A 24,135-nucleotide genomic window follows, 5' to 3' on the forward strand; every position below is an offset into this window, starting at 1 on the left:
CCGGGGCCGCTTTTGCATGACGCGTCAGCGCCGGCGCGCCGTCGTCTTGCGCCCGCCCCGAGAGGCCGGGAGCGTCTGCTTCAGCGTGAAGAAGCCCTCCCACGGATCGCGGCTGAGGAAATCGAGCCGCTGGCGCAGGTTGTCGACGCCGAAATGGTCCGCCCGCACCGCTTCGGAGAGTTCGTCCCATTGCAGCGGCGTGGAGACGGGCGCACCTGCCCTCGCCCGCGTCGAATAGGCCGCCACCGCCGTGGCGCCGCGCCCGTTGCGCAGATAGTCCACGAAGATGCGGCCCTTGCGCTGGACCTTGGCCATGTTGGCCACATAGAGCGTGGGGGAGTCGGCCGCCATGCGCTCCACCACCTGGCGCGTGTAGTCCTTGGCGGTCTCCCAGTCGACCGACGGGGCGAGCGGGACGACGACGTGCAGCCCCTTGCCGCCGGACGTCTTGACGAAGCTTTCCAGCCTGTCCTCCGCCAGCCGGCGGCGGATCTCCAGCGCGCCGTCGATCACCTGGCCCCAGGTCACCTCCTCGCCCGGGTCGAGATCGAAGATCAGCCGGTCCGGCTTTTCGATGTCGTCGACGCCGGAGCCCCAGGGATGGATCTCCAGCACCCCGGCCTGGACCAGCCCGATCAGGCCGCGCAGGTCCTCGATATAGGTCATGGGCTCGGCGTCTCCGACATCCACGGGCCGGATGTCGGGCGAAAGGCCCTCCCACATGTGTTTCTGGAAGAAGCACGGCTTGCCCACCCCGGACGGGCAGCGCACGAGGCTGAGGGGGCGGCGGGTGACATGCGGCAGCACCCAGTCGGCGATGTCGGCGTAGAAGTCGGCGAGGCCCTGCTTGGTGACGCCCTGGTCCTCCCACAGGATCCGCTCGGGATGGGTGAGCCTGACGCCGGAGAGATCCGCGCCCTTCGCGGCGAGGGGCTGGGCCGACGGCGCAACTCGCGCCTTGCGCGTCGAGGCCGCCTCCCCCGGCGTCGCTTCGCGGACGACCTCGGTGGGCGGCTTGTCGTCGCGCAGGCCCTTGAAGGAGGACTGGCGCAGGAGGCCGTCGCTGGTCCAGCCGCGAAACTCGATCTCGGCCACGAAGCGCGGTTCAACCCAGCGCACGCCCTTGTCGGCGCCGGCGGGCGGCTTGCGCCCCAGGTCAGGCTTGGGCGCCGCGATCGCCGAGAGGCCCTCATGCAGGCTGCGGGCCTCGTCGCCCGAAAAACCCGTCCCCGAACGGCCGGCGTAGATCAGCTTGCCGTCCTCGTAATAGCCCAGCGCCAGCGAGCCGATGGAGCGCTTCGCCGCGGTCGACAGCGTGTAGCCGAGGACCACGAACTCCTGCCGCATCACGCATTTGGATTTCAGCCAGTGCCCGCCGCGGTCCGGCAGATAGGGGGCATCCTTGCGCTTGGAGACGACGCCCTCCAGCCCGAGCCGGCAGGCATGGACCAGCATGCTGCGCCCGTCATGCTCGAAATGCTCGCTGTAGCGAATGTTGGAGCCCTCGGGGGCCTGCGCCAGCAGCGCCTCGAGCAGGCGCTTGCGCTCGATCTGGGGCGACTTCGTGAGATCGGCGCCCTCCAGATAGAGCAGGTCGAAGACATAATAGACCATCCGGTCCTTGCGCCCGGCCTTGAGGTCGGCCTGCAGGGCGCTGAAGCTCGGGACGCCGTTCTCTCCCTCCGAGACGATCTCGCCATCGAGCAGCGCCGAGCCGACCGGGAGCCGCTTCAGGCTCTCGGCGATGGAGCCGAAGCGCTCCGTCCAGTCCAGCCCCTTGCGGGTGAGCAGTTGCGCCTCGCCCCCATCGAGGCGGGCCTGCATGCGATAGCCGTCATATTTGATCTCGTGGATCCAGTCGCCGCCCGTGGGCGGCTCCTCGATCAGCGAGGCCAGGCTCGGCTCCAGGAACACCGGGAGCAGGCCCTTGCGGGCGCCCTTCGCCTTCACGGCCTTGATTCCGCTGCCTTCCTGGCCCGGCTTGCCCCGGCCCGGGGCGGCGCTCTTCGCCTGCCGGGCGGCATGGTCCTCCCGGATCACGCCCTCGGCGGCGAGCTCGTCATTGGTCTTCCCGCTCAGGAACGAGGTCGCGTCCCCCAGCACGTCCGGGGCGTCCGGCGCGCGGGCGAAGGCGTCGTCTCCCTTCAGGAGCAGCCACTGCTCCTTTTTCTCGTGCGGACGCGGCCGCATTCGCACCAGGTGCCAGCGCCCCTTCAGGCGCGACCCATGCAGGGTGAAGTCCAGGTGGCCCTTGGCGAGGCTCTTGCGCGGCTCCTTGTCCGGCGTCCAGGTTCCCCGGTCCCAGACGATCATGGTCCCGCCGCCATATTCGCCCTGCGGGATGACGCCCTCGAAGTCGAGATATTGCATCGGGTGGTCTTCGGTGTGGACGGCCAGCCGCTTCTCGCCGGGAACGAGGCTGGGTCCGCGGGTCACCGCCCAGCTCTTGAGCACGCCGTCGAGCTCGAGCCTGAGGTCGTAATGCAGCCGCCGCGCGGCGTGCTTCTGGACGACGAACTGCCAGCCCTCCTCTGCGCCCACCTGCGCCGGCGGCTCGGCGGTGCGCTGGAAATCCCGCTTCTCGCGATAGAGCTTGAGCGGGTCCGCGGGGTCCTCCGCCGCCGCGCTCGTTGGGGAGGCCGCCCGCGGGGACGGCTTGGCGGCGGCCTTGGCCGCTGTCTTACGCTGGACCGCCACGGCGCCCTCCCCGGCTCAGCGGCGGGTCGCGGCGGCGCGCCGCGCGGGGCCGGCTTGCGGCTTGGCGGTGCGGCGCTTCGGCTCCGCCTTCGGCTTGGCGGCGCGGCGCTCCGCCGGGCGCTCCTCCTGCTGCAGGCTCTTGCGGAGCGCGTCCAGGATCCCGGCCGGCTTGGTCGAGGCGGGCGCCTTCGGGGCCTTGGCCGGCTTGCGGCCGGCCTTCTTGGCCTCCAGCATGGCGGTGAGCGCCTCCTCGTAGCGGTCGTGGAACTCCGAGGGGTCGAACGCGCCCATCTTGCGCTCCACCAGGGCGTCAGCGACCTCCAGGAGTTCCTGGTCGATCGTCGGCTTCTTCGGGATGTCGGCGAAGGCGTCCGCGTCGCTGCGCACCTCGTAGGGCCAGCGCAGGACCGTCGCCATGATGCCCTCGCCGCGCGGCTCGAGCAGCACGATGTGCTCGCGCTGGTGCATGACCACGGTGGAGAGGGCCGCGAGCTTGCGCCGCGCCATCGCCTCGCGGATCACCAGGAAAGCCTCTTCGGAGGGCTTGTCGTCGGGCGCGAGGTAATAGGGCCTGTCAAAATAGAGCGGATCGACCTCGCCCCGGTCGACGAAGCGGTTCACCTCCATGATGTGGGTGGCTTCGAGCCGCACCTGGTCGAGCTCCTCTTCCTCCACCTCCACCATCTCGCCCTTGGAGATCTCGAAGCCCTTGGCCTGGTCCTCCTTCTCGACCTCCTGGCCGGTCCCCTCGTCGAAAAGGTGGATGCGCAGCCGATTGCCGGTCTGGCGGTTGATCCGGTGGAAATGCACCGACTTCGCCTCGGTCACGGCCGGGTAGAGCGCGACGGCGCAGTTCACCAGCGAGAGCTTCAGGTAACCCTTCCAGACCGACCGCGGCGCCATGCCCGACATCCTCTTGCCCACGCGATCCGCCGCGCTGCCGATTAAGCGTCCGGCCCGGGGTCTGGTTCCGTCCACGCTTGAACGCAGGCGGCGGCGTGCGACGCTGTCCCGAGCGAACCGGGAGGAGACGATGGCGCCCGCGATCAAATCCGTGCTGGAGACCGCTCTCTATGTGGACGATCTCGATCGCGCCCGGAGCTTTTACCGGGAGACGCTCGGGATGGAGCTTCTGTTTGAGGATGCGCGCATGTGCGCCTTCGACGTCGGCGGCCGCAGCGTGCTGCTGCTCTTCCGGCGAGGCGCCTCGACCGAGGCCGTTCCCATGCCGGGCGGGGTCATCCCGCCCCATGACGGGTCAGGGCCTATCCACGTCGCCTTCGCGATCGCCGCCGCAGACCTTGACGAATGGGAGGCGGCGCTGGGCCGCGCGGGCGTGGACGTCGAGGGCCGGACGTCCTGGCCCCGCGGCGGCCGCAGTCTCTATTTCAGGGATCCGGACGGCCATCTCCTGGAGCTGGCGACGCCGGGCTTGTGGAGCGCGGAGCGCTAGCTCAGGTGCCGCTCTCCAGGATCTCGATGACCTTGCGGGACTTCGGCTCCACCACGATGACGCGGCTGTTCTCGATCACGATGCCGTAGGCCCCGTTGGGCTGCACGATCACCTGCGCGCCGGCCGGCATGGTGGCGCCGATCTTCACCGGCTTTGCAGCGTCAGCGACTTCCGGAGCGGCCGGAGGCGTCGCCGGCTTGGCGGAGACGGCCGACGTCAGGGAGATAAACATGATCAAAGGCAGGGCGCGCACGGCAAGTCTCTCCAGTTGCCGCGGAAAACGGTTTGAACGCCGATAAGTTTCCTGCAGCGCGGGTCTTTTGCCATTGATGGTGAAGAGCCCGCTGTGCGGCGGCGCACATCGTCCCCGCACGCCGCGGTCCTGCGCGGTCCGCAGCGTCGCCGCAGCCTGGCGCGCAACCATTGGGCGCTTCGGCACGTCTTCAGGAACCCCGACGACAGCAGGAAGGCGTCACCATGGACATCGCCCTCGACAAGGTCTGCGCCCTCATCCGACAGGCCCGTCAATTCGACGTGAAGGAAGGCGAGACCGACCCGGACTCCGGCTCCAACCCCACCGACGACCGCTCTTTCGACGTGCTCGAAACCAACGCGGGCGATCCTGTCGAAGGCGAGATCCGCGCCTTCGTCGACGGACTGAACGTCGACGAGCGCGCCAACCTGGTCGCGCTGGTCTGGGTCGGCCGCGGCGACTACGACAAGGACGAGTGGGACGAGGCCGTCGCCCTCGCCAAGGAGCGCACGGACACGCCCACCTCCGACTACCTGCTCGGCATCCCCAACCTCCCCGACCTCCTGGACGAAGGGCTCGGCGCGTTCGACCTGAGCTGCGTCGACGAGGACGGTGGAGCGGGCGTCTGAGGCAGGCTCCGGGGCGGGACGGCGGGCTCGGCCGGCGCTAGACTGCGCTCCCACGTGCCGCCGGATTCCCCATGACCCCTCCTGACGTTCCCGGGGCGGAGAGCCCTCCCCGCCCCTCGCGCGACATCGCCGAGCTGATCCGCATCATGGCCGCCCTGCGGACGCCCGGAACGGGCTGCCCCTGGGACCTGGAGCAGGATTTCGCCTCCATCGCTCCCTACACGATCGAGGAGGCCTACGAGGTCGCCGACGCCATCGCGCGAGGCGACATCGTCGACCTGCGCGACGAACTGGGAGACCTGCTGCTCCAGGTCGTGTTCCACGCCCGGATGGCGCAGGAGGCCGGCGATTTCGACTTCGGCGGCGTCGTCGAGGCGATCACCACCAAGCTGATCCGCCGCCATCCGCACGTCTTCGGCGCGGCGCGGGACCTTGCGCCCGCCGAGGTCAAGCGGCTGTGGGGCGAGATCAAGGCGCAGGAGAAGGCCGAGCGCCGGGCGGCGCGGGAGGCGGCGGGCCGCTCCGATCCGGAGCCTCCTTCGGGCCTGCTCGCCGGCGTTCCGGCCGCCATGCCGGCCCTCACCCGGGCCGTGAAGCTGCAGGCCAAGGCCTCGACCGTCGGCTTCGACTGGAACGACGTGCGCCTGGTCCTGGCCAAGATCCGCGAGGAGATCGGCGAGGTCGAGCAGGCGCTCGACCAGGGCGACCGGCAGGCGGTCGCGGACGAGGTCGGGGACATCCTGTTCGCCGTCGCCAATCTGGCCCGCCATCTGGAGGTCGACCCGGAGGCGGCCCTGCGCGGCACGAACGCCAAGTTCGAGCGACGCTTCGCCTTCATCGAGCGCCAGCTCGCCGCGAGGGGGCGCTCGCCGGCGCAGGCCTCCCTGGACGAAATGGACGCGCTCTGGAACGCGGCCAAGCTGGAGGAGTAGGCGCCGGCCGGTTCAGCGGGTCCGCCGCGCTCCGGGGAAGCGGCGCGTCAGGCGCGGCTCCTTCTCCGGCGCGATGCGCGCCGCGATCAGGGTGGCGCCGGACGCGTCCTCGCGCCGGTCGAGCACTTCGGCCTCCTGGTAGAGCCAGTGCAGCCCGGCCCCGTCCGACGGGTCCACGGAGACGTGGAACACCGGACGCTCATGCGCGAGGCGGCCCTCGATCAGGGCCTTCAGCCGGTCCATGCCGTCGCCCGTCAGCGCCGAGACCAGCACAGGCTGGCCCTCCGCCGGGCGATGCTCGACCACGCCGAGAAGCCGCGCCTTCTCCTCGGGCGGCAGCAGATCGGACTTGTTCCAGACCTCGATAAGCCGATTGTGGTCGTCGGGATCGACGCCGAGCTCGCGCAGGATCGCGATCACGTCGGCCGACTGGGCCTCCGTGTCGCCATGCGAGACGTCGCGGACATGCAGGATCACGTCGGCGGAGATCACGTCCTCCAGCGTCGCGCGGAACGCCGCCACCAGCATGGTCGGCAGGTCGGAGATGAAGCCGACGGTGTCGGACAGGATCACCGGGGCGCCATGCGGCAGCTTCACCACCCGGGCCGTCGGGTCGAGGGTGGCGAAGAGCATGTTCTCCGCCAGCACCTCCGCCGAGGTCAGGCGGTTGAACAGGGTCGACTTGCCGGCGTTGGTGTAGCCGACCAGCGCGACGACCGGATAGGGAACCTTGCGCCGGCTCTCGCGGTGGAGGGAGCGCGTGCGCTTGACGCTCTCCAGCTCCTTCTCGATGCGGACCATCCGCTCCAGGATGACGCGCCGGTCCGCTTCGATCTGTGTCTCGCCGGGGCCGCCCAGGAAGCCGAAGCCGCCGCGCTGGCGCTCCAGATGGGTCCAGGAGCGCACCAGGCGGCTCTTCTGGTAGGCCAGATGCGCCAGTTCGACCTGAAGGCCGCCCTCGCGGGTCCGCGCCCTGCGGCCGAAGATCTCCAGGATCAGGCCCGTCCGGTCGATGACCTTGGAGCCCCAGGCCTTCTCCAGGTTGCGCTGCTGGACGGGGCTCAGCGCGCAGTCCATCACGACCAGGTCAATCTCGTCGGCCTTGATCAGTCCGGCGAACTCCTCGACCTTGCCCTTGCCCAGATAGGTTGCGGGCCGGGGCGAGGCCAGCGAGGCGATCGTGGACTGGACGACGTGAAGGTCGATGGCCGCCGCCAGGCCCGCCGCCTCCTCCAGCCGCGCCTGCGGAATGCGCAGGTTGACCACGCCGCCGTCTTCGGCGGCGGCGGTCTTGCTGGCGCGGCGCGAGGTCAGATAAGGGCCCACGACCAGGGTCCGGGTGCCGGAAGCGATTTCCTTCTCGGGCTCCGCCGGGCCTTTGGTCAGCGTCTCGATATCACCGGGCTTGTGCTTCAATTCGGTCCTTCAGGGGCATGGAGCGGGAGGATCATTCCTTCCCGGGGATCGGGCCGCCCTCTTCGCCCTGCTCGAACAGCGACACCGGATGCCCCGGCATGATGGTCGAGATCGCGTGCTTGTAGACGAGCTGCGAATGTCCGTCCCGACGCAGGAGTACGCAGAAATTGTCGAACCAGGTCACAACGCCCTGCAGCTTGACTCCGTTCACCAGGAAGATCGTCAGCGGCACCTTGTTCTTGCGAACGTGGTTGAGAAAAGTGTCCTGAAGGTTCTGATTCCGCTCCGCAGCCATCGTTTCAAAGCCCCTCTTGTTGCTCACCAGCTCGCGTGGACGGGTCCGCTTCTCGGCTGGTGCGTTTCGTCCCGAATCACATCTCGAACGCGTTCCGGATCTCTCGCTGGCAGACGTTCGACATTTCGCGACCTCGCCACGCTAACACGAACTTCGCCTTGCACCACCCTCACACAAAGGGAGGGGTGACGACATGTGACATTTCGGTCACGTCGTGGATGCCCTTGCGCAACGCCGTCGCGACCGGGCCCGGCTGGCCGTCGGCCACGGGGGCGCCGTCGATCCTCACCACCGGGATCACCAGGCTGGAGGCCGAGGTGATGAACGCCTCGGCGGCGGCCTTGGCCTCCTCCACCGTGAAGGCCCTCTCCTCCAGCGTCAGGTTGCGCCGGCCGATGAGATCGGACACGGCGGCCCGGGTGACGCCGCGCAGGATGTGCGTGTCGGCCTGTCGGGTGACCACCTTGCCGTCGTGGGTGACGATCCAGGCGTTGGTGGACGACCCTTCCAGCACGCGGCCTTCCGGGTCCACGAACCAGGCCTCGCGGGCCCCGGCCTCCTTGGCCTGCTGCTTGGCCAGCACGTTGGGCAGGAGCGACACGGACTTGATGTCCGGCCGCGCCCAGCGGGTCTCCGGCACGGTGATCACCGACACGCCCGAAGCGGCGGCCTTGTCCCCGGCCGCGGCGCTGAGGGACTTCGCCGTGACGACGAGGGCCGGCGCCGGGGGCGGGTCGGGGAACGGATGGTCGCGGCGGGCGACGCCGCGCGAGACCTGCAGGTAGACGAGGCCGTCGCGGACGCGGTTGCGGGCCACGGTCTCGCGCATCACCGTCAGCAGCGCCCGGCGGTCCATCGGGGCCGGGATGCGCAACTCGCGCAGGGACCGGTCGAGCCGGTCGAGATGGCGGGTCTCGTCGACCAGGCGCCCGCCGAAGACCTCGCAGACCTCATAGACGCCGTCGGCGAACTGGTAGGCCCGGTCCTCGACATGGACCATGGCCGATCCGTGCGGGACGTAGCGGCCGTTGACATAGGCGATGCGGCTCATGGGCGATCCTTTCAGCGGCGCCAGCGCGAGGGGTCGAAAAGCGCGACGAAAGCGAGGAAATCGAGGCGGCCCGCCACCATGGCGACCGCGCAGGCGAGCTTGTCGAACCCGTCCAGCTCGCTGAAGGCGGGCCAGCCGGGACCCCACAGCCACCCCGGCCCATAGACCGGCCCGGCGTTGGCGAGCATGGCCGCGGCGAGGGAGACCGCGCCCTCGAAGCTCGGATGGCGCAGCGCCAGCACGGCCGTCGCCGCCAGCCAGAGCAGGACGCCGAGGCTGAACACGGCGGCCACGCCCGCCCGGCGGACCGGATCGGCCTGCAGGCCGCCCTGCGGCACGGCGAGCACCACGTTGCGGTAGACGAGCCTGACGCATTCCTCGCGCACCGCCTGCAGCAGCAGGCCGATGCGAAAGAGCTTCAGCCCGCCCGCCGCCGAGACCGCTCCACCGCCCGCCAGGACCAGGATGAGCACGAGCAGCGGCGGCGCGGCGTGGGCGACCTCCGGCGCCGGCGTGAAGCCGGTGGTGGAGACGAGCGACGCGACGGCGAAGAGCGACCCGGCCAGCGCGCCGGGGCCCGCCAGCGTCGGCTGCTCGAGCCGGACCGCCGCCGCCAGCCCAAGGCCGAGCGCCGCCACGATGGCGACGAGCGCCAGCGCCTCGCGCCGGGCATGGGCCCGCTTGCCCGTCAGGGCCGCCAGCCACGGCGCGCTCGCCGCGCCCGCCAGCATGAACGGGACCAGCACGGCCAGCACCGGAGCGCCGGCGCTGGCCAGCAGGCCGTCGCGCGGCTCCATGCCGCCGGCAGAGAGCGTGGCCAGCGCCAGGCATAGCGCCTCGAAGAAGGGCGTCTTGGCCATCATGAGAGCGGCGACGCACAGCGCCATCAGGCCCGCATAGAGCGGCGCGGCGGCGCTCAGGGCGGTCCACAGGCGCACGGAGAGCCCGATCGCGCCCGGCTTGGCGACCCCGGCGGGACCGCCCGCCCCCGCGCTGGCCAGCACGGTCGCGGCGAACACGATGGTGGCCAGCCCGCCTGCGCCCTGCAGCATGGCCCGCCACAGGACCACCGGCCTCGACAGCTCCGACACGTGGGGAAACACCGTCGCGCCCGTGGTGGTGAAGGCCGAGATCGCCTCCACATAGGCGTCCAGCAGGGAGCCCGCGGCCTCCAGCATCGGCAGGGCCGCGAAGACCGGAACCGCGAACCACACCAGCGCCAGGAAAGGAAGGCCGACGCCGGGCGGCGGAACGGCCGGCTGCGACGGCGCGGACAGCCAGAGCCCGCCGCCGACCAGGCCGGTGACCGTGAAGGCGAGCAGGAACGGCTCGAGCCCCTCCCCGCCCTGCGACAGCGCGAGCAGGATCGACGGCGCCATGGCGGCGGCGAGCATCAGGAGGACGGCCCCGAAAGGCCGGGCGAGCGCGGCGGTCATCCGGTCGTCAGAAGAATTCGAGGCTGACGCGGAAGAGCTGCTCGATCTGCTTTTCCGTGCTGCGCAAGGCGAAGAGCACCACCCGGTCGTTCGGCACGATCAGCTGGTCGCCGGCCGGGAACAGCACCTTGCCGTTGCGGATGATCGCCCCGATGCGCACGCCGCGCAGCTCCCTGAGCTCGCGAAGCGGGCGTCCGATCAGCGGCGAACTGTCCAGCGCCTCCGTCTCGATGACCTCCGCCGCGCCTTCCAGCAAGGCGTGGACGTTGCGGATGCGCCCCCGTCGGACATGCTGGAGGATGCGCGAGATGGTGATGGCGCGCGGATCCAGATAGGCGTCGATGCCCAGCCCCCGCACGAACTGCGGATAGCTGCGGTTGTTGACGAGGCAGAGATTCTGCTGCGCGCCCAGGCGTTTGGCCATCACGGAGGAGAGCACGTTGACCTGGTCGTCATTGGTCAGCGCGATCATCAGGTCGGCGTTGGCGATGTCGGCCTCGCGCAGGATGCCCTGGTCGAGAGCGCTGCCATGCAGAACGATGGCGTGCTTCAGGCTCTGGGCGATCTGCTGGGCCCGGTCGCGCGAGCTCTCGATCAGCGTCACCGACATCGCGGGCGTCCGGCGCTCGAGCTCCTGGGCGACATAGAGGCCGATCTGCCCGCCCCCGGCGATGACAATGCGGCGCGGCGGCATGTTCTCGCGCCCGAACAGCGCCAGCGTGCGGCCGACCTGGTCCTTGGGGGCGCACACGAAGGCGATGTCGCCCGCATGCAGCCGGTCCTCGCCGGTCGGCACGAGAAGGTCGGCGCCCCTCTGCACCCCGACCACGACCGATTTGAGATCGGGAAACAGTCCGGTGAGCTGGCGCAGCGGCGTCTCGAGGATCGGGCACTGGTCCTCGCACGGCACGCCGAGGAACATCACCTCGCCATCCGCGAAGGGGACGGCCTCGACGGCGCCGCGCATGCCCAGGCGCCGCAGCACCGTCTCGCCGACCTCGATCTCGGGCGAGATCACCACATCGATGGGCAGGCTGTCGCGCGAATAGAGCGAGGCGTATTCCGGCGCCAGATAGGCCTGGGCCCGGACCCGCGCCACCTTCGAGGGCACGTTGAACAGCGAATGCGCGAGCTGGCAGGCCACCATGTTGACCTCGTCGACATGCGTGACCGCGATCAGCATGTCGGCCTGGGCGAGCCCGGCCCGGGCCAGCACGTCCGGATGCGAGCCATGGCCCAGCACGGTGCGCACGTCGAGCTGGTCCGACATGGCCTGGAGCAGGCGCTCGTCCCGGTCGACCACGGCGACGTCGTTGCGCTCGTTCGCGAGACGCTCGGCGATGCCGAAGCCGACCTGGCCGGCCCCGCAGATCACCACCTTCATCGTGCTTCAGCCCCGTCCCGTGTCCCTGGCGCCGGGCGTCCGGCGGCCGCGATTCGCCTGAAGCTCAGCCTATGCCGAGCGACTTCAGTTTGCGATGGAGGGCCGAGCGCTCCATGCCGATGAATTCGGCCGTGCGCGAGATATTTCCGCCGAACCGGTTGATCTGGGCCACCAGATATTCGCGCTCGAAGATCTCGCGGGCCTCGCGCAGCGCCAGGGACATCAGCCGCTCGCCGCCGGCGCCGTTCGGCGTGGAGGGCACCAGCGCGCCCACCTCGGAGGGAAGCAGGTCGGCCGTGACCTCCGCCGACGGGTCGCCCTCGGCCAGGATCAGCAGCCGCTCGATGTTGTTGCGCAGCTGCCGGATGTTGCCCGGCCAGTCATGCGACTGCAGCACCGCCAGCGCGTCGTCCGCGATGGTGCGCTTGGGCAGGCCGGTGGAGGCCGAGATCTGGTCCATGAAATAGGCGATCAGCTCGGGGATGTCGTCGCGCCGCTCGGCCAGGCTGGGCACCCGGATCGGCACGACGCTGAGCCGGTGCAGCAGGTCCTCGCGGAAGCGCCCGGCCGCGATCTCGACGGAGAGGTCGCGGGCGGTCGAGGAGATCACCCGCACGTCGACATGGACCCGCATGGTGCCGCCGACGCGCTGGAAGTTCTGGTCCACGAGCACGCGCAGGATCTTGCCCTGCGTCTCGCGGGGCATGTCGGCGACCTCGTCGAGGTAGAGCGTGCCGCCATGGGCCTCCTCGAGCGCGCCGACCTTGCGGCCCTTGCCGTCCGCGCCCTCGACGCCGAAGAGCTCGATCTCCATGTTCTCGGGCGTGATCGTGGCGGCGTTGATGGCCACGAAGGGGCCGCTGGCGCGTCCCGACAGCTGGTGGATGGCGCGGGCCGCCATCTCCTTGCCGGAGCCGGGCGCGCCGGAGATCATGACCCGGGCGTTGGTGCTGGCCACCCGCTCGATGGTCTGGCGCAGCTGGTTGGACGTCTGCGACTTGCCGACGATGCGCGTGCCCTGCTGCGACTTGACGCGCAGCTCCTTGACCTCGCGCTTCAGCCGCGAGGCCTCCAGCGCGCGCTCGGCCACCAGCACCAGCCGGTCGGCCTTGAACGGCTTCTCGATGAAGTCGTAGGCGCCGCGCTTGATCGCCGAGACGGCGGTCTCGATGTTGCCGTGGCCGGAGATCATCACCACCGGGAGGTCCGGATGCTGGTCCTTGATCACGTCGAGCAGCTGCAGGCCGTCGAGGCGGCTGCCCTGGATCCAGATGTCCAGGAACACGAGATGGGGCCGCCGCGCCTCGATGGCGGCGAGCGCCTCGTCGGAATTGGCGGCCGTGCGGGTGCGGTGGCCCTCGTCGTCCAGGATGCCCGCGACCAGTTCGCGGATGTCGGTCTCGTCGTCGACGATCAGGATGTCGGCGCTCATCGCGCGGTCTCCCCTTGATGGCTGTTGTTCTTGATTGTCCGCGAGCGAGCGATCATCGCGCCTTCTCCTTGGCCGCGGCCCAATCCCTTCGTGATTCGGCGAGCTGCGCCGTGTCGTTCGACACACCCTGGCGGGGGAACCACATGCGCACGAGCCCGCCCATGGGCACGCCCGGATTGTCCAGGAGCTCGATGCCGCCGCCGTGGTCTTCCAGGATCTTGGCCACGATGGCGAGGCCGAGCCCGGTGCCGCCCTCGCGGGTGGTCATGTAGGGCTCGAGCAGCCGCTGGCGGTGCTCGCGCGGGAAGCCCTTGCCGTTCTCGGCGACCGTGATGACGACGTTGCCGGCGTCCTCCTGGACGGCGACCTTGACCAGCCCGGGCCCGCGCACGTCCTCCGGCACGGCGGCGATGGCCTCGGTGGCGTTCTTGACGATGTTGGTGACGGCCTGGGAGATCAGCCGGCGGTCGATCCGGGCGATCAGCGGACCGGCCGGCGCCTCCTCCTCGAAGGTGATGTCGGGGTGGCCGACGCGCATCAGGAAGAGCACCTGGCGCACCACGGCGGCCACGTCCTCGTCCTCGGCCAGGGGCTTCGGCATCCGGGCGAAGGAGGAGAACTCGTCGACCATGCGCTTGATGTCGTCGACCTGGCGCACGATCGTGTCGGTGCACTGGTCGAAGATCTCGCGGTCCTGGACGATGACGCGGCCATATTTGCGCTTGATGCGCTCGGCCGAGAGCTGGATGGGCGTCAGCGGGTTCTTGATCTCGTGGGCGATGCGGCGGGCCACGTCCGCCCAGGCGGCGGTGCGCTGGGCCGAGACAAGGTCGGTGATGTCGTCCAGCGTGATGATCCAGCCCTTCTCGCCGTCGGGAGACTGCTCGCTGCTGACCCGCACGGTGAGGGTCCGGTCCTGGCCGTTCGAGGTCACGGTGACCTGGCCCTGCACCAGCCGCAGCCGCTCGCTGAGCGCCTCGTCGACGACGGGCGCAAGCTCCGGGATGACCTCCTGGACGGGCTTGCCCAGCCACTTGTCGCGCGATCCCTGCAGCAGGCGCTCGGCCGAGGGGTTCAGCACCGTGATCCGGCCCATCCCGTCGATGCTGATGACGCCGGCCGACACGCCCGACAGCACCGCCTCGGTGAACCGGCGGCGCCGGTCGATGAGGTCCCGCGCCTGGGTCAGCCGGTCATGCTGCTGGCGCAGCTCGGAGGTCATCTTGTTGAAGGTTTCGGCCAGATGGGCGAGGTCGCCCTCGCTGCGGCGCGCCGGCACCTGGACATAGAAATTGCCGGAGGCGACCTGGTCGGTGGCGTGGATCAGGCGCCGGATCGGCGCAACGAAGCGGTTGGCGAAGCTCAGCCCCATCCAGACCGCCGAGAGCAGCAGGATCAGCGAGATGAGCAGGTACATGCTGGCGAACGCCACCTGCACGTCGATCTTGCGCTGCGACAGCGCCTCGTAATAGGCGGCGGCCTGCTCGGCCTGCTGCGGGAACTCCAGGGCCTTGGGATCGACGGCGCGGGCCACGAACAGGAAGGTGTTGTCCATGGCGGGCACCTTCAGCACCGCCCGGAACACGTTGCCGGCGTTCGGGATGAGGCACCACGCCTCCGAATCCTGCGCCGCCGTCATGTCGTCCTTGCTGGGCAGCGGCAGGCCCTCGATGGGCTTGATCTCGATCCGCTCCACCACCGAGGCGTCGTCGCGCAGCAGCATCGCCACCGGAAAGCCCAGGAACACGGAGCGCGAGCGCATGAAATCGCGATAGGCGTCCCGGTTCTGGTCCATCAGCGGCTTGGCGCGGGCGAGGTCCGCCGCCATCAGGTTGATCTCGCGGCCGATGGTGCGGCACTGCAGCTCGCGATAGGCGTTGGCGACGTCGACGGAGGTGGCCAGCAGGCCGCGGATGTAGCGGCTGAACTGCAGGTCGAGACCGCGCTCGAGCGTGATCCAGCCGACCACGGCCACCAGGATCGCCGGCAGCGCCGCCACCAGCGCGAACAGCCCCACGATGCGGGCGTGCAGGCCGGACGCCGCCAGCCCGGCGCGCCGGGCCTTGATCAGGCGGTAGCCCTCCTGGGCGACGAAGCCGAGCAGGACAAGGACGAGCAGCGCGTTGACGGTGAAGAGCCGCAGCACGACGTCGTGCGTGGCCGGCACCGGCACCAGCCCGGCCAGCACCACAAAGGTGGCCAGCGCCGACAGAAGCGCCAACACGACCGTGACCGTGCCGATGACGCGCGACCAGCGCGAGCCCTCGCGCAGCGCGACGCCCGGCGCTTCCGGCAGGCTCGGGAGTGTTGCGGTGGACCCTGCCATGGCGCGCGCGTCGATCCCCATGCGGCCGCACTCGGCGACTCGTCCCTGACTCTGTGATGCTTAAGCGCAACACTGTTGCTCAATGAAGACGAAAACGAGGCGCAGGGAAAGCCCCGCGCCGGACGTTAGGACGAATCGCCGGCTTTCCACAGCCTTTCCTTGCACCGGCGTGCAGCGCCTCCGTCCAGCCGGCTCAGGCCTTCGGCGGCTGCTCTGCGCCGCCATGGACGCCGTTTTGGGCCCTCTCCAGCGCCGGCCCGCGGACCCGGGCGAGGTTCAGCGCCGTGTTGATCAGCCCGACATGGCTGAAGGCCTGCGGAAAGTTGCCGACCATCTCGCCGGCCGCATGGTCGTACTCCTCCGCCAGCAGGCCGACATCGTTGGCGAGCCCGGCGAGGCGCTCGAACAGGCGCTCGGCGTCGTCCCTGCGGCCCAGCAGCAGCAGGCAGTCGGCCATCCAGAAGCTGCAGGCCAGGAAGGCGCCCTCGTCGTCGGGCAGCCCGTCGCTGGTCTCGCCAAGGTCGTAGCGCATCACCAAGCCGTCGCGCATCAGGCGCTTCTCGATGGCCTCGACGGTGCCGACGAAGCGCGGATCCGTCGCGGGGAGGAAGCCGACATGCGGGATCTGCAGGAGGCTCGCGTCGAGCGCGGTCGAGCCGTAGGACTGCACGAAGGTGTTGCGCGCCGCGTCGAAGCCCTTGGCGCAGACCTCCGCGTGGATCTCGTCCGCGATGGCCCGCCAGCGCCGCGCCAGCGCCGCCTCGCCGTTCTTTCCGGCGCTCTTGGCCGCCCGGTCGAACGCCACCCAGGCCATCACCTTGGAGTGGGTGAAGTGGCGCCGGCCGCCCCGGACCTCCCAGATGCCCTCGTCCGGCTCGCGCCAGACGCCCTCCAGGAACTTCATCAGCACCGGCCGCAATTCGCGGGTCCGCGGATGGGGCGGCAGGCCGCCCTTGTTGGCCACCGCAAGCGCGTCGGCGAGCTCCCCGAAGACGTCGAGCTGGCGCTGGTCCACTGCGGCGTTGCCGATCCGGACGGGCGCGGACTTGCGGTGCCCGGCGAGCCAGGGGACCTGCCACTCCGGCAGCCGCCGCTCCCCCGCGATGCCGTACATGATCTGCATCTGGGCGGGCGAACCGGCGATGGAGCGCATCAGCCAGTCCCGCCAGGCGGAGGCCTCCTCGAAATAGCCGGCGTCCATGAAGGCCTGCAGCGTGAAGCAGGCGTCCCGCACCCAGCAATAGCGATAGTCCCAGTTCCGCCCGCCGCCGATCTTCTCCGGCAGCGAGGTCGTCGGCGCGGCCACGATGCCGCCCGTGGGCTCGTAGGTGAGCGCCTTCAGGGTGATGAGGGAGCGGCGCACGCTCTCGGTCCAGCGTCCCACGTCCGGGCAGCGGTCCGAGAAGGCGCGCCAGAAGGCCTCGGTGCGCGCCAGCTCGGCCTCGACGTCCTTCAGCGGCGCCCTGGGCTCCGTCGAGACCTGGTGGGTGAGGATGAACGGCACGCTCTGGCCCGCCTCCACGGTGAACTCGCCGACGGTGCGCATGTCCTGCCCGCGCAGCGGGGCGCTGGTGTTCAGCGTGATCCGGTGCGGTCCGGCGACGGCCGACAGCGTCTGCGCGTCGAGGCGGTTCACCCACGGAATCGTCAGCCCGTAATCGAAGCGGACCACGAGCTCGGTGGCGAAGGTGAGGTGCCCCCGCTCGCCCCTGACGATGCGGATGAGGTCGGCCCGCTGGTCGCGCGGCGGCATGAAGTCGATCACCGTGGCGGCCCCATGGGGCGTCTCCACGCGCGTCTCCAGGATCAGCGTGCCGTCGCGATAGCGCCGGCTGCAGCGCGCTTTCGAATCGACGCAGGAGAGCCGCCAGCGGCCGTTGCGCGAGGATCCCAGCAAGGCGGCGAAACAGGCGTCGGAATCGAAGCGCGGCAGGCACAGCCAGTCGATCGAACCGCCGCGCGACACCAGGGCCGCGGTCTCGCAGTCGCCGATCATCGCATAGTCTTCGATGCGCGAGACCAGGGCGCGCCCTCCTCCCGGGGCGGAGCCCGCCCCTGCCCCCGGCCCTCAACGACCGCCGCCCCGCACGGTTCCGCGCCGTGGCGCGGCCGTTCTTGCGCAGCGGAGGGGTTTATCGAGGGTTGGGACGAGTGCGCCTTTCGCCCGGCCCTCCTGAATCCCCTTCCCGCGCCTTCGGCGCGCCGGGGATGACGGGGTGGGGTGTTGAGGGAGCGCCGCAGCCGGCCCCCTCGCCCCGGAACGGGGAGAGGATTGGGGTGAGGGGCGGCGGGTCAGCCTCCGTCATCCCCGGCGGCGCGCAGCGGCGGGATGGGGATCCAGAAGGGTTCGGGCGGGGCGCCCTTCGCCCGGCCTTTCTGGATCCCCATCCCGCGCCTGCGGCGCGCCGGGGATGACGGGGATTTTTGGGGCCCAGTCGTGGAACGCGCGTTGAACTCCGCGACCTTTCGGCCCGGAGGGATAGGTGGAGGGCGGCGCGGAGCGGCGACGCTGGGGACCCCACGGCGAGTGGGGTGGGTGGATAGTGAAGCCGGGAGGCCGCCAGGCCCCGCCGCTCCGCGCGCGACGTTGGAGGATGAAAGGAAGATCCCGGGGCGCTTTCAGCCCCTTCGCGTTGTCGCTAGTCGGACCTTGTCTTCCGTCCGCCGCCTCGACCGGGTCGTGAGCCCGGCTTTGACGGCCGCCGCCCCCGATCCACATCCGTCACGCTGCAGACGCCCCTCCGTGGACCGGAGCATGGACACGGTTATAGGAATTTTATCCGTTTGTCAAGAGCCATGGCTGCGTATCCCCACATCCGGCCCTCCGGGCCACCTTCTCCCTGTGCCGGAGAGAAGGGCGTCATCCCCGGCGGCGCGCAGCGCCGGGCAGGGGATCCAGGAGGGTTGGATCAGGGTCGCCCTTCGCCTCGGCCTTTCTGGATCCCCTTCCCGCGCCTGCCGCGCGCCGGGGATGACGAGGGGCCGCAACCGGCCCCCTCGCCCCGGAACGGGGAGAGGGTTGGGGTGAGGGGTTGGCGGGGCTTGGCTCGTAGCCCCTCATCCGGCCCATCAGGCTGCCTTCTCCCCGGACCGGGGAAAAGGACGCCAGGAGCGGCGCCCCTTGGGCGATTGGGGGCTTGCCAACCCCCCTCCCCTCCGCTATTCACCCCCTCGCTTCGCCACCGCGCCACGCAGCGCCGGCCAAAGCCCGTTGGGGGATAGTTCAACGGTAGAACAGCGGACTCTGACTCCGTTAATCTTGGTTCGAATCCAGGTCCCCCAGCCAATTTCAGGCGACATCGCAACAAGGTCGCGCCCTCGCGGCCCGCGATCTTTGCGCCGCATCGGATCGTTTCGCACGCCATTCATCCGCGACGGACCGATCACGTCCAAAGCGAGCGGGCTTGAACGACGACCAGGCTTGATTTCGCGAAGCTTTTTCCATGGAGAGATCGAACGGAGAGCGCCGGGAAGCCGGAAGAGCGGTTCCGGTCAGGCCGGCACGCCCATGCGGCGCGCGTCGGACCGGCGGGCCTGGGAGGCGCGCATGGGCCGCATGTCGGCCAGGAGAAGGGCCTTCGGGGTCAACCGGTAGATGATGAAGCCGTCAGCGCCCGGCGCTCCGGCGTCGATGTCCAGGAGGTCGGTCGCAAGCATCACCTGCACGGCGCCGGAATGACGGCCGGTGTTCAGCCCGATGGTGACCGTCCCGTCCGGACGGCAGAGCCCGCCGATCTCACGCAATGCACGCAGAAGCATTTCAATCGCCCCCTCGACTTTTGTAACGCGATCACCTCGGCGAGTCACATCCAAGACCAGCGCGATCATGCGCTGGTCCAGTCCAGACGAGGCTGCTTTGGCGGCTTCGTCTCTAGTCTAGCAAAGGTCGGCAAGCTGTCCACAGCCAAAGCGCCACCTGTCGCCGGAAATCGGCGACAGATCGCTTGTGCGCTGCAGCATTACAGTAAAATGAGAATGGAATACTTATTCCACCGACAGCAGCTCTTCGGGGGCGCCGTTTCGACCAGCCGGACGAACCTCCACCTGGTAGCCGCTGGCGAGCCACTCCCAGGCCGGGCGCAGCGCCTCGGAGGGCTCGGCCGCGGTGGGGCGGATCTCCGTCTCTTGGCGTGCGCCGTGCGCGGCGGCGGCGTCCCGGCGCGCACGCTTCAGGACGGCGGCGGCCGTCGCCGGGCGGGCGGCGGATGCGGCCCGCTGCAGCCAGGCGGCGGTCTCCTCGTCGAGCCCCAGGGCGGCGCGCCCGAGCGCGAAGGACGAGACGGCGCCGGCCAGGAAGTCGGTCCAGCCCTTGTCGGCGCGAGCCAAGGCGCCGTCCAGGGCCAGGAGCAGCTCGGCCTCGCGGGCGGTGGCGACGCCGGCCGGCAGGATGTCGCGCTGCAGCCGGCGCAGGTCGCCGAAGCCGATGCGCTTGCTTTCGTGGGCCTTGCGGGTGAAGTCGAGCAACGCGTTCATGACCGGACCCTCCCCTGCACGCATGATCTCTCCTGCATCATGAATGACGCCCAAAGGCTTGCGTCGGCTGAACGCGCGGCGCAGTCGTGGCGATTTCCGGGCCGATGGTGAAGGCTTGGTGGAGCGGCTCCAAGGATCCTATGCGGGGCCGCCCGGGTCAACGGGAACAGAGCGCGAAGGCGCCGGGGGTGCGGTCGCGGGCCCGTTCCCGATCCGGGACGATCGGGAACCTTGGCTCGACCAAGCCGTTGAAAAGTCAGATCGCCCGGCCGGCCTGATCACCCGCGACCGGGCAGGGCCTCACGGCCCGCGCCCCTGCCCGGACCGCCGCGCAGGGGCTTCTTCTTGCGCCGGCCATGCTCCTCAGACGAGGAGCTGGTCCAGCGTGATCGGGAAGCTGCGCACGCGCACCCCCGTGGCGTGCCAGACCGCGTTGGCCACCGCTCCGGCCGTGCCGGTGATCCCGATCTCGCCCACGCCCTTGACGCCCAGGGCGTTGACGTGGGGATCGTGCTCCTCGACCAGGATCGCCTCCAGCGACGGCACGTCGGCGTTCACCGGCACGTGGTAGTCGCCCAGATTGGCGTTCATGATCCGGCCCGACCTCGCGTCCGTGACCGCCTGCTCGTGCAGTGCGAAGGACACGCCCCAGATCATGCCGCCGAAATACTGGCTGCGCACCATGCGGGGGTTGATGATCCGGCCCGCCGCGAAGGCGCCCACCACCCGCGTGGCGCGCACCTGCCCGAGATCCGGATCGACCTTCACCTCGGCGAACACCGCGCCATGCGCGTGCATCGCATAGGCGCCGGCGGCGGCCGGATCCTGCGCGCTCGCGCCCTGGGCCTCGATCCGGTCGAGGCCGGCGCGGGACATGATGTCGGCGTAGCTCTCGCTGCGGGACGTGTCGTCGCGCCGCATGAGGCGGCCCTCGCGGGCCGTCACGCCCGCGTTGCCGGCCCCGAACAGGGGCGAGCGCTCGTCGCCGGTGGCAAGCGCGGCGAGCTTGGCGATCACCTCCTCGCCGGCCTTGTGGATCGCCATGCCGGCCGTCGCCGTATGGGCGGAGCCGCCCGCGATGCCGGCGTCCGGCAGGTCCGAATGACCGGAGACGAAGTCGACCTGGTCGATGTCGAGGCCGAGCCCGTCAGCCGCGATCTGGGCGAGCGCCGTCCAGGCCCCCTGCCCCATGTCGTGCGCGCCGATCTCCACCGCGCCGCTCCCGTCGCGGCGGATGATGGCCGTCGCCTTGGCCTGGAACATGAGCGCCGGGAACGTGGCCGTCCCCACGCCCCAGCCGACCAGCAGCCCCGCCTCGTCTCGCATCTGGCGCGGCTGAAGGGTCCGCCGCGACCACCCGAACCGCTCCGCGCCCTGGCGATAGCAGTCGCGCAGCGCCTTGGAGGAGAAGGGCTTGCCCGAGATGGGCTCCACCTCGGCGTAGTTCTTCAGCCGGAACGCCAGCGGGTCCATGCCGCAGGCGAAGGCCATCTCGTCGATGGCGCTCTCCAGCGCGATCGAGCCCGTCGCCTCGCCGGGTGCGCGCATGAAGAGCGGCGTCCCGGCGTCGAGGCGCACGCCTTCGTGCGACGTGGCCAGCGCCGGGGTCGCGTAGAGGGTGTGCGAGACGTCCGACGCCGGCTCGAAGAAGTCGTCGAACGTGCTGGTCGCCGTCCTGGTGTGGTGATGCAGCGCCGTGAGGGACCCGTCGGTCGACGCTCCCAGGCGCAAGGTCTGCCGGGTGGGAGCCCGGTGCCCGACGGGGCCGTACATGTGCTCGCGCTTCAGCGTCAGCTTGACGGGGCGCCCGACCAGCCGGGCCGCCAGGATCCCGAGGATTTGCGGGCCGGAGATCAGCCCCTTCGAGCCGAAGCCGCCGCCCAGATAGGGGCTGCGGATCTTGATGTTCTGGGGCGGCAGCCCGAACAGGCCGGCGATGCGGCCCTGAGCCATGGCGAGGCCCTGGCTGGGCGTGTCAATGGAGAGCCGGTCGCCGTCCCACGCCGCCACGATCGCGTGCGGCTCCATGGCGTTGTGGTACTGCGCCGGCGTGTCGTAGACCGCCTCGACGCGCAACGCCGCCTCGGCCAGGCCAGCCTCCACGTCGCCCCGGGACACTGCGGCGGGATTGCCGACGCCCACCGCCTTGGGGATGAAGCTTTCGTCCCCGTCGAGGCCGGTGCGGGCCGGCTCGACCTCGTAGCGCGGGGCCAGCAGCGCCGCGCCCTCGGCGGCCGCCTCCAGCGTCTCGGCGATCACCACCGCGATGGCCTGGTTCGCGTAGCGGACCCGGTCGTTCTGCAGAAGGTCCAGCCTGAACATGAAGGGATTGGTCTTGGCGTCCGGGTCCTCCGCCAGGGCCGGCCTGTTCTGCGGCGTCATCACCTCGACCACGCCCGGATGCGCCTTGGCGGCCGCGACGTCGAGGGACGCGACGCGCCCGCGCGCGATCCGGCTCACCGCCAGGACGGCGTGCAGCATGCCGGCGGGGTGGTGGTCGGCGGCGTAGTCGGCGGCGCCCGTCACCTTCAGGACGCCCTCGCGGCGCGTCAGGGGCTGGCCGATATTCGAGCCGTGGCGCTGATGCGCGGGGTTCTGGTTCAAGGCGATGTCAGACATGCGGCGAGGCTCCTGACGAGACGGATGCGGGAGAAGCGAAGGGCGAGGCCGGAAGCGCCGGAACGCGCTCGGGCGTTCCCGCCGCGGCCAGGGCCAGCGCGCGCGCCACGACCCGGCGCGCGAGCTCGATCTTGAAGGCGTTGTCGCCGGAGGGTTCGGCGCCCTGGAGCGCCGCTTCGGCCGCACGGCGGTAGCTCTCCGGCGCAGCCGGCGCGCCGGCCAGCAAGGCTTCCGCCTCACGCGCCCGCCAGGGCTTGAGGGCGACCCCGCCCAGCGCGATCCTGGCCTCCGCGATGCGCCCGCCGTCCAGCCGCAGGGCGGCGGCGGCCGACGCCACCCCGAAGGCGTAGGACGTCCGCTCGCGGACCTTCAGGTAGCGCGCATGCGCCGCGAACCCGGCCGCGTCCGCCGGAAGCCTCACCGCGACGATCAGCTCGCCGGGCTCCAGCACGGTCTCCCGCTGGGGCGCGTCGCCCGGCAGGAGATGGAAGTCGGTCAGCGGGATCTCGCGGCGCCCGGCCGCGCCCTCGGTCTCCACCACGGCGTCGAGCGCCGCGAGCGGGACGCAGAAGTCGGACGGGTTCGTGGCGATGCAGCTCTCGCTCCAGCCCAGCACCGCGTGCAGGCGGTTGTCGCCGCCAAGCGCGTCGCATCCGCTGCCGGGCTGGCGCTTGTTGCAGGCGCTGGCGACGTCATAGAAATACGGGCAGCGCGTGCGCTGGAGCAGGTTGCCGCCCACCGTGGCGGCGTTGCGCAGCTGCGCCGACGCGCCCGACAGCAAGGCCTCGGCGACCGCCGGGTACAAGCGCGCCGCCTCCGGATGATGAGCGAGATCGGAATTGCGCACCATGGCGCCGATCCGCAGGCCGCCGTCCGGCAGGACCTCGATGGCGTCGAGGCCCGGCAGGCGCGTGACGTCGACGAGGCGGTCGGGGCGGCTGACGTCGCCCTTCATCAGGTCGAGCAGATTGGTGCCGCCGGCCAGATAGGCCGCGCCCGGCTGCGAGGCGGCCGCGACCGCTTCGCGGATGGTGGAGGGTCTGACGTAGTCGAAGGTCTTCATGCCGCGGTCTCCCGGCTGGCGGCGGCGAGCGCCCTCTGGGCTTCGAGCACCGCCTCGGTGACGCCCTGATAGGCGCCGCAGCGGCACAGGTTTCCGCTCATCGCCTCGCGGATCCGCTCGGGATCGTCGCCCGCCTGCGCCTCCCGGATCAGCCCGATGGCGCTCATGATCTGGCCGGGCGTGCAGAAGCCGCACTGGAAGGCGTCATGGGCGACGAAGGCGGCCTGTACGGGGTGCAGCGCGTCGGCGCGCCCGACGCCCTCGATGGTGAGCACGTCCGCCCCGTCGAGGCTGGCGGCGAGCGCCAGGCAGGAATTCACCCGCCGGCCGTCGACCAGGACGGTGCAGGCGCCGCACTGCCCGCGGTCGCAGCCCTTCTTGGTCCCCGTCAGGTCCAGGCGCTCGCGCAGGAGGTCGAGAAGCGTCACGCGCGGGTCGTCGAGGTCGATCCGGCGGGGGACGCCATTCAGGGTGAGGCTGATGGCTAGGCTCATGCCGTGCTCCGATGAGGGCTGTGGGCGTGAATGCGAGGCCGAGGCGGAGCGCGGCGAGAACGCAAAATCCGGGCTCCGGCGCTGGGCCGACGGTCGAGGTGTCTGAAATGAACGCCTGGCGGGCGGCGGTCTTGGCCGCTCTTCTCGCTCCGGCGAACCGCAGTATACGGAGGCAGCCTCCG

The 24,135-nt window shown here is 70.5% G+C and carries 19 protein-coding genes and 1 tRNA gene; 4 read left to right on the forward strand and 16 right to left on the reverse strand.

What is annotated here, in order from left to right; genetic code table 11:
• Window positions 1–24 precede the first annotated feature (24 nt).
• Together ligD and ABEG18_RS10955 are read right to left on the reverse strand one after the other, a co-directional pair.
• Window positions 25–2,697, reverse strand: coding sequence for a DNA ligase D (ligD, locus tag ABEG18_RS10950; protein WP_406858088.1), 2,673 nt, complete (start codon window positions 2,695–2,697; stop codon window positions 25–27).
• Between the two features lie 15 nt (window positions 2,698–2,712).
• Entirely contained in the window at window positions 2,713–3,600 is an 888-nt protein-coding gene (locus tag ABEG18_RS10955) for a Ku protein (RefSeq protein WP_406858089.1), read from the reverse strand.
• Between the two features lie 130 nt (window positions 3,601–3,730).
• On the opposite strand from ABEG18_RS10955, the gene ABEG18_RS10960 reads away from it, so the two are divergent.
• Window positions 3,731–4,150 carry a VOC family protein gene (locus ABEG18_RS10960; protein WP_406858090.1) on the forward strand — a complete coding sequence of 140 codons (420 nt, stop codon included), beginning with the start codon at window positions 3,731–3,733 and terminating at the stop codon, window positions 4,148–4,150.
• 1 nt (window position 4,151) lies between these two features.
• On the opposite strand, the gene ABEG18_RS10965 is transcribed toward ABEG18_RS10960, so the two are convergent.
• Complete coding sequence (locus ABEG18_RS10965; RefSeq protein WP_406858091.1) at window positions 4,152–4,574, reverse strand: hypothetical protein; 423 nt, start codon at window positions 4,572–4,574, stop codon at window positions 4,152–4,154.
• 53 nt (window positions 4,575–4,627) lie between these two features.
• Here ABEG18_RS10965 and ABEG18_RS10970 point away from each other — a divergent pair, with 53 nt between their 5' ends.
• A complete protein-coding gene (locus ABEG18_RS10970; protein ID WP_406858092.1) occupies window positions 4,628–5,032 on the forward strand; it encodes a DUF3775 domain-containing protein in 405 nt (134 codons plus the stop codon).
• 71 nt (window positions 5,033–5,103) lie between these two features.
• The gene (mazG, locus tag ABEG18_RS10975) at window positions 5,104–5,964 is read left to right on the forward strand and encodes a nucleoside triphosphate pyrophosphohydrolase (RefSeq protein ID WP_406858093.1); all 861 of its coding nucleotides are present in this window, start codon (window positions 5,104–5,106) and stop codon (window positions 5,962–5,964) included.
• A gap of 12 nt (window positions 5,965–5,976) precedes the next feature.
• On the opposite strand, the gene hflX is transcribed toward mazG, so the two are convergent.
• From hflX to ABEG18_RS11015, 8 genes are all read right to left on the reverse strand, one after another.
• A complete protein-coding gene (hflX, locus tag ABEG18_RS10980; RefSeq protein WP_406858094.1) occupies window positions 5,977–7,380 on the reverse strand; it encodes a GTPase HflX in 1,404 nt (467 codons plus the stop codon).
• A 31-nt stretch (window positions 7,381–7,411) separates the two neighbouring features.
• The gene (gene hfq, locus ABEG18_RS10985) at window positions 7,412–7,675 is read right to left on the reverse strand and encodes an RNA chaperone Hfq (protein ID WP_406858593.1); all 264 of its coding nucleotides are present in this window, start codon (window positions 7,673–7,675) and stop codon (window positions 7,412–7,414) included.
• A gap of 169 nt (window positions 7,676–7,844) precedes the next feature.
• Entirely contained in the window at window positions 7,845–8,726 is an 882-nt protein-coding gene (locus ABEG18_RS10990) for a D-amino-acid transaminase (protein WP_406858095.1), read from the reverse strand.
• An 11-nt stretch (window positions 8,727–8,737) separates the two neighbouring features.
• A complete protein-coding gene (locus ABEG18_RS10995; RefSeq protein WP_406858096.1) occupies window positions 8,738–10,162 on the reverse strand; it encodes a potassium transporter TrkG in 1,425 nt (474 codons plus the stop codon).
• 7 nt (window positions 10,163–10,169) lie between these two features.
• Window positions 10,170–11,546, reverse strand: coding sequence for a Trk system potassium transporter TrkA (trkA, locus tag ABEG18_RS11000; RefSeq protein WP_406858097.1), 1,377 nt, complete (start codon window positions 11,544–11,546; stop codon window positions 10,170–10,172).
• 64 nt (window positions 11,547–11,610) lie between these two features.
• Window positions 11,611–12,978: a sigma-54-dependent transcriptional regulator gene (locus ABEG18_RS11005; protein WP_406858098.1), complete on the reverse strand. Its 1,368-nt coding sequence runs from the start codon at window positions 12,976–12,978 to the stop codon at window positions 11,611–11,613.
• A gap of 52 nt (window positions 12,979–13,030) precedes the next feature.
• Window positions 13,031–15,325 carry an ATP-binding protein gene (locus ABEG18_RS11010; protein WP_406858099.1) on the reverse strand — a complete coding sequence of 765 codons (2,295 nt, stop codon included), beginning with the start codon at window positions 15,323–15,325 and terminating at the stop codon, window positions 13,031–13,033.
• A gap of 172 nt (window positions 15,326–15,497) precedes the next feature.
• Window positions 15,498–17,300 (reverse strand): glycoside hydrolase family 15 protein, encoded by a 1,803-nt coding sequence (locus tag ABEG18_RS11015; RefSeq protein WP_406858100.1) that lies wholly within the window; start codon window positions 17,298–17,300, stop codon window positions 15,498–15,500.
• 1,216 nt (window positions 17,301–18,516) lie between these two features.
• On the opposite strand from ABEG18_RS11015, the gene ABEG18_RS11020 reads away from it, so the two are divergent.
• Window positions 18,517–18,590 (forward strand) — tRNA-Gln (locus ABEG18_RS11020).
• Between the two features lie 206 nt (window positions 18,591–18,796).
• On the opposite strand, the gene ABEG18_RS11025 is transcribed toward ABEG18_RS11020, so the two are convergent.
• The 5 genes from ABEG18_RS11025 to ABEG18_RS11045 form a co-directional block, all read right to left on the reverse strand.
• Window positions 18,797–19,132 carry a hypothetical protein gene (locus tag ABEG18_RS11025; RefSeq protein ID WP_406858101.1) on the reverse strand — a complete coding sequence of 112 codons (336 nt, stop codon included), beginning with the start codon at window positions 19,130–19,132 and terminating at the stop codon, window positions 18,797–18,799.
• Window positions 19,133–19,288: 156 nt separating this feature from the next.
• A complete protein-coding gene (locus tag ABEG18_RS11030) occupies window positions 19,289–19,777 on the reverse strand; it encodes a hypothetical protein (RefSeq protein WP_406858102.1) in 489 nt (162 codons plus the stop codon).
• 363 nt (window positions 19,778–20,140) lie between these two features.
• Window positions 20,141–22,396, reverse strand: a complete 2,256-nt coding sequence (locus ABEG18_RS11035; RefSeq protein WP_406858103.1) for a xanthine dehydrogenase family protein molybdopterin-binding subunit — start codon at window positions 22,394–22,396, stop codon at window positions 20,141–20,143.
• The gene (locus tag ABEG18_RS11040; RefSeq protein ID WP_406858104.1) at window positions 22,389–23,459 is read right to left on the reverse strand and encodes an FAD binding domain-containing protein; all 1,071 of its coding nucleotides are present in this window, start codon (window positions 23,457–23,459) and stop codon (window positions 22,389–22,391) included. Before ABEG18_RS11040 ends, ABEG18_RS11035 begins: the two co-directional genes overlap by 8 nt.
• On the reverse strand, window positions 23,456–23,953 hold the full coding sequence (locus ABEG18_RS11045) for a (2Fe-2S)-binding protein (RefSeq protein WP_406858105.1): 498 nt from the start codon (window positions 23,951–23,953) through the stop codon (window positions 23,456–23,458). The genes ABEG18_RS11040 and ABEG18_RS11045 overlap by 4 nt, the downstream gene beginning before the upstream one ends.
• Window positions 23,954–24,135 lie beyond the last annotated feature (182 nt).

Source organism: Alsobacter sp. KACC 23698 (genome assembly GCF_045348435.1).
GTDB lineage: Bacteria > Pseudomonadota > Alphaproteobacteria > Rhizobiales > Beijerinckiaceae > Alsobacter.

What these genes read in the sequence shown, in the direction of transcription:
- ABEG18_RS11045 (WP_406858105.1), bottom strand. Translation starts at nt 23,953, where the DNA reads ATGAGCCTAGCCATCAGCCTCACCCTGAATGGCGTCCCCCGCCGGATC.
- ABEG18_RS10995 (WP_406858096.1), bottom strand. Translation starts at nt 10,162, where the DNA reads ATGACCGCCGCGCTCGCCCGGCCTTTCGGGGCCGTCCTCCTGATGCTC.
- ABEG18_RS10970 (WP_406858092.1), top strand. Translation starts at nt 4,628, where the DNA reads ATGGACATCGCCCTCGACAAGGTCTGCGCCCTCATCCGACAGGCCCGT.
- mazG (WP_406858093.1), top strand. Translation starts at nt 5,104, where the DNA reads ATGACCCCTCCTGACGTTCCCGGGGCGGAGAGCCCTCCCCGCCCCTCG.
- ABEG18_RS11005 (WP_406858098.1), bottom strand. Translation starts at nt 12,978, where the DNA reads ATGAGCGCCGACATCCTGATCGTCGACGACGAGACCGACATCCGCGAA.
- ABEG18_RS11025 (WP_406858101.1), bottom strand. Translation starts at nt 19,132, where the DNA reads ATGATCGCGCTGGTCTTGGATGTGACTCGCCGAGGTGATCGCGTTACA.
- ABEG18_RS10965 (WP_406858091.1), bottom strand. Translation starts at nt 4,574, where the DNA reads ATGGTTGCGCGCCAGGCTGCGGCGACGCTGCGGACCGCGCAGGACCGC.
- ABEG18_RS11010 (WP_406858099.1), bottom strand. Translation starts at nt 15,325, where the DNA reads ATGGGGATCGACGCGCGCGCCATGGCAGGGTCCACCGCAACACTCCCG.
- trkA (WP_406858097.1), bottom strand. Translation starts at nt 11,546, where the DNA reads ATGAAGGTGGTGATCTGCGGGGCCGGCCAGGTCGGCTTCGGCATCGCC.
- ABEG18_RS11040 (WP_406858104.1), bottom strand. Translation starts at nt 23,459, where the DNA reads ATGAAGACCTTCGACTACGTCAGACCCTCCACCATCCGCGAAGCGGTC.
- ABEG18_RS10990 (WP_406858095.1), bottom strand. Translation starts at nt 8,726, where the DNA reads ATGAGCCGCATCGCCTATGTCAACGGCCGCTACGTCCCGCACGGATCG.
- hfq (WP_406858593.1), bottom strand. Translation starts at nt 7,675, where the DNA reads ATGGCTGCGGAGCGGAATCAGAACCTTCAGGACACTTTTCTCAACCAC.
- ABEG18_RS11015 (WP_406858100.1), bottom strand. Translation starts at nt 17,300, where the DNA reads ATGATCGGCGACTGCGAGACCGCGGCCCTGGTGTCGCGCGGCGGTTCG.
- ABEG18_RS11035 (WP_406858103.1), bottom strand. Translation starts at nt 22,396, where the DNA reads ATGTCTGACATCGCCTTGAACCAGAACCCCGCGCATCAGCGCCACGGC.
- ABEG18_RS11030 (WP_406858102.1), bottom strand. Translation starts at nt 19,777, where the DNA reads ATGAACGCGTTGCTCGACTTCACCCGCAAGGCCCACGAAAGCAAGCGC.
- ABEG18_RS10960 (WP_406858090.1), top strand. Translation starts at nt 3,731, where the DNA reads ATGGCGCCCGCGATCAAATCCGTGCTGGAGACCGCTCTCTATGTGGAC.
- ABEG18_RS10955 (WP_406858089.1), bottom strand. Translation starts at nt 3,600, where the DNA reads ATGGCGCCGCGGTCGGTCTGGAAGGGTTACCTGAAGCTCTCGCTGGTG.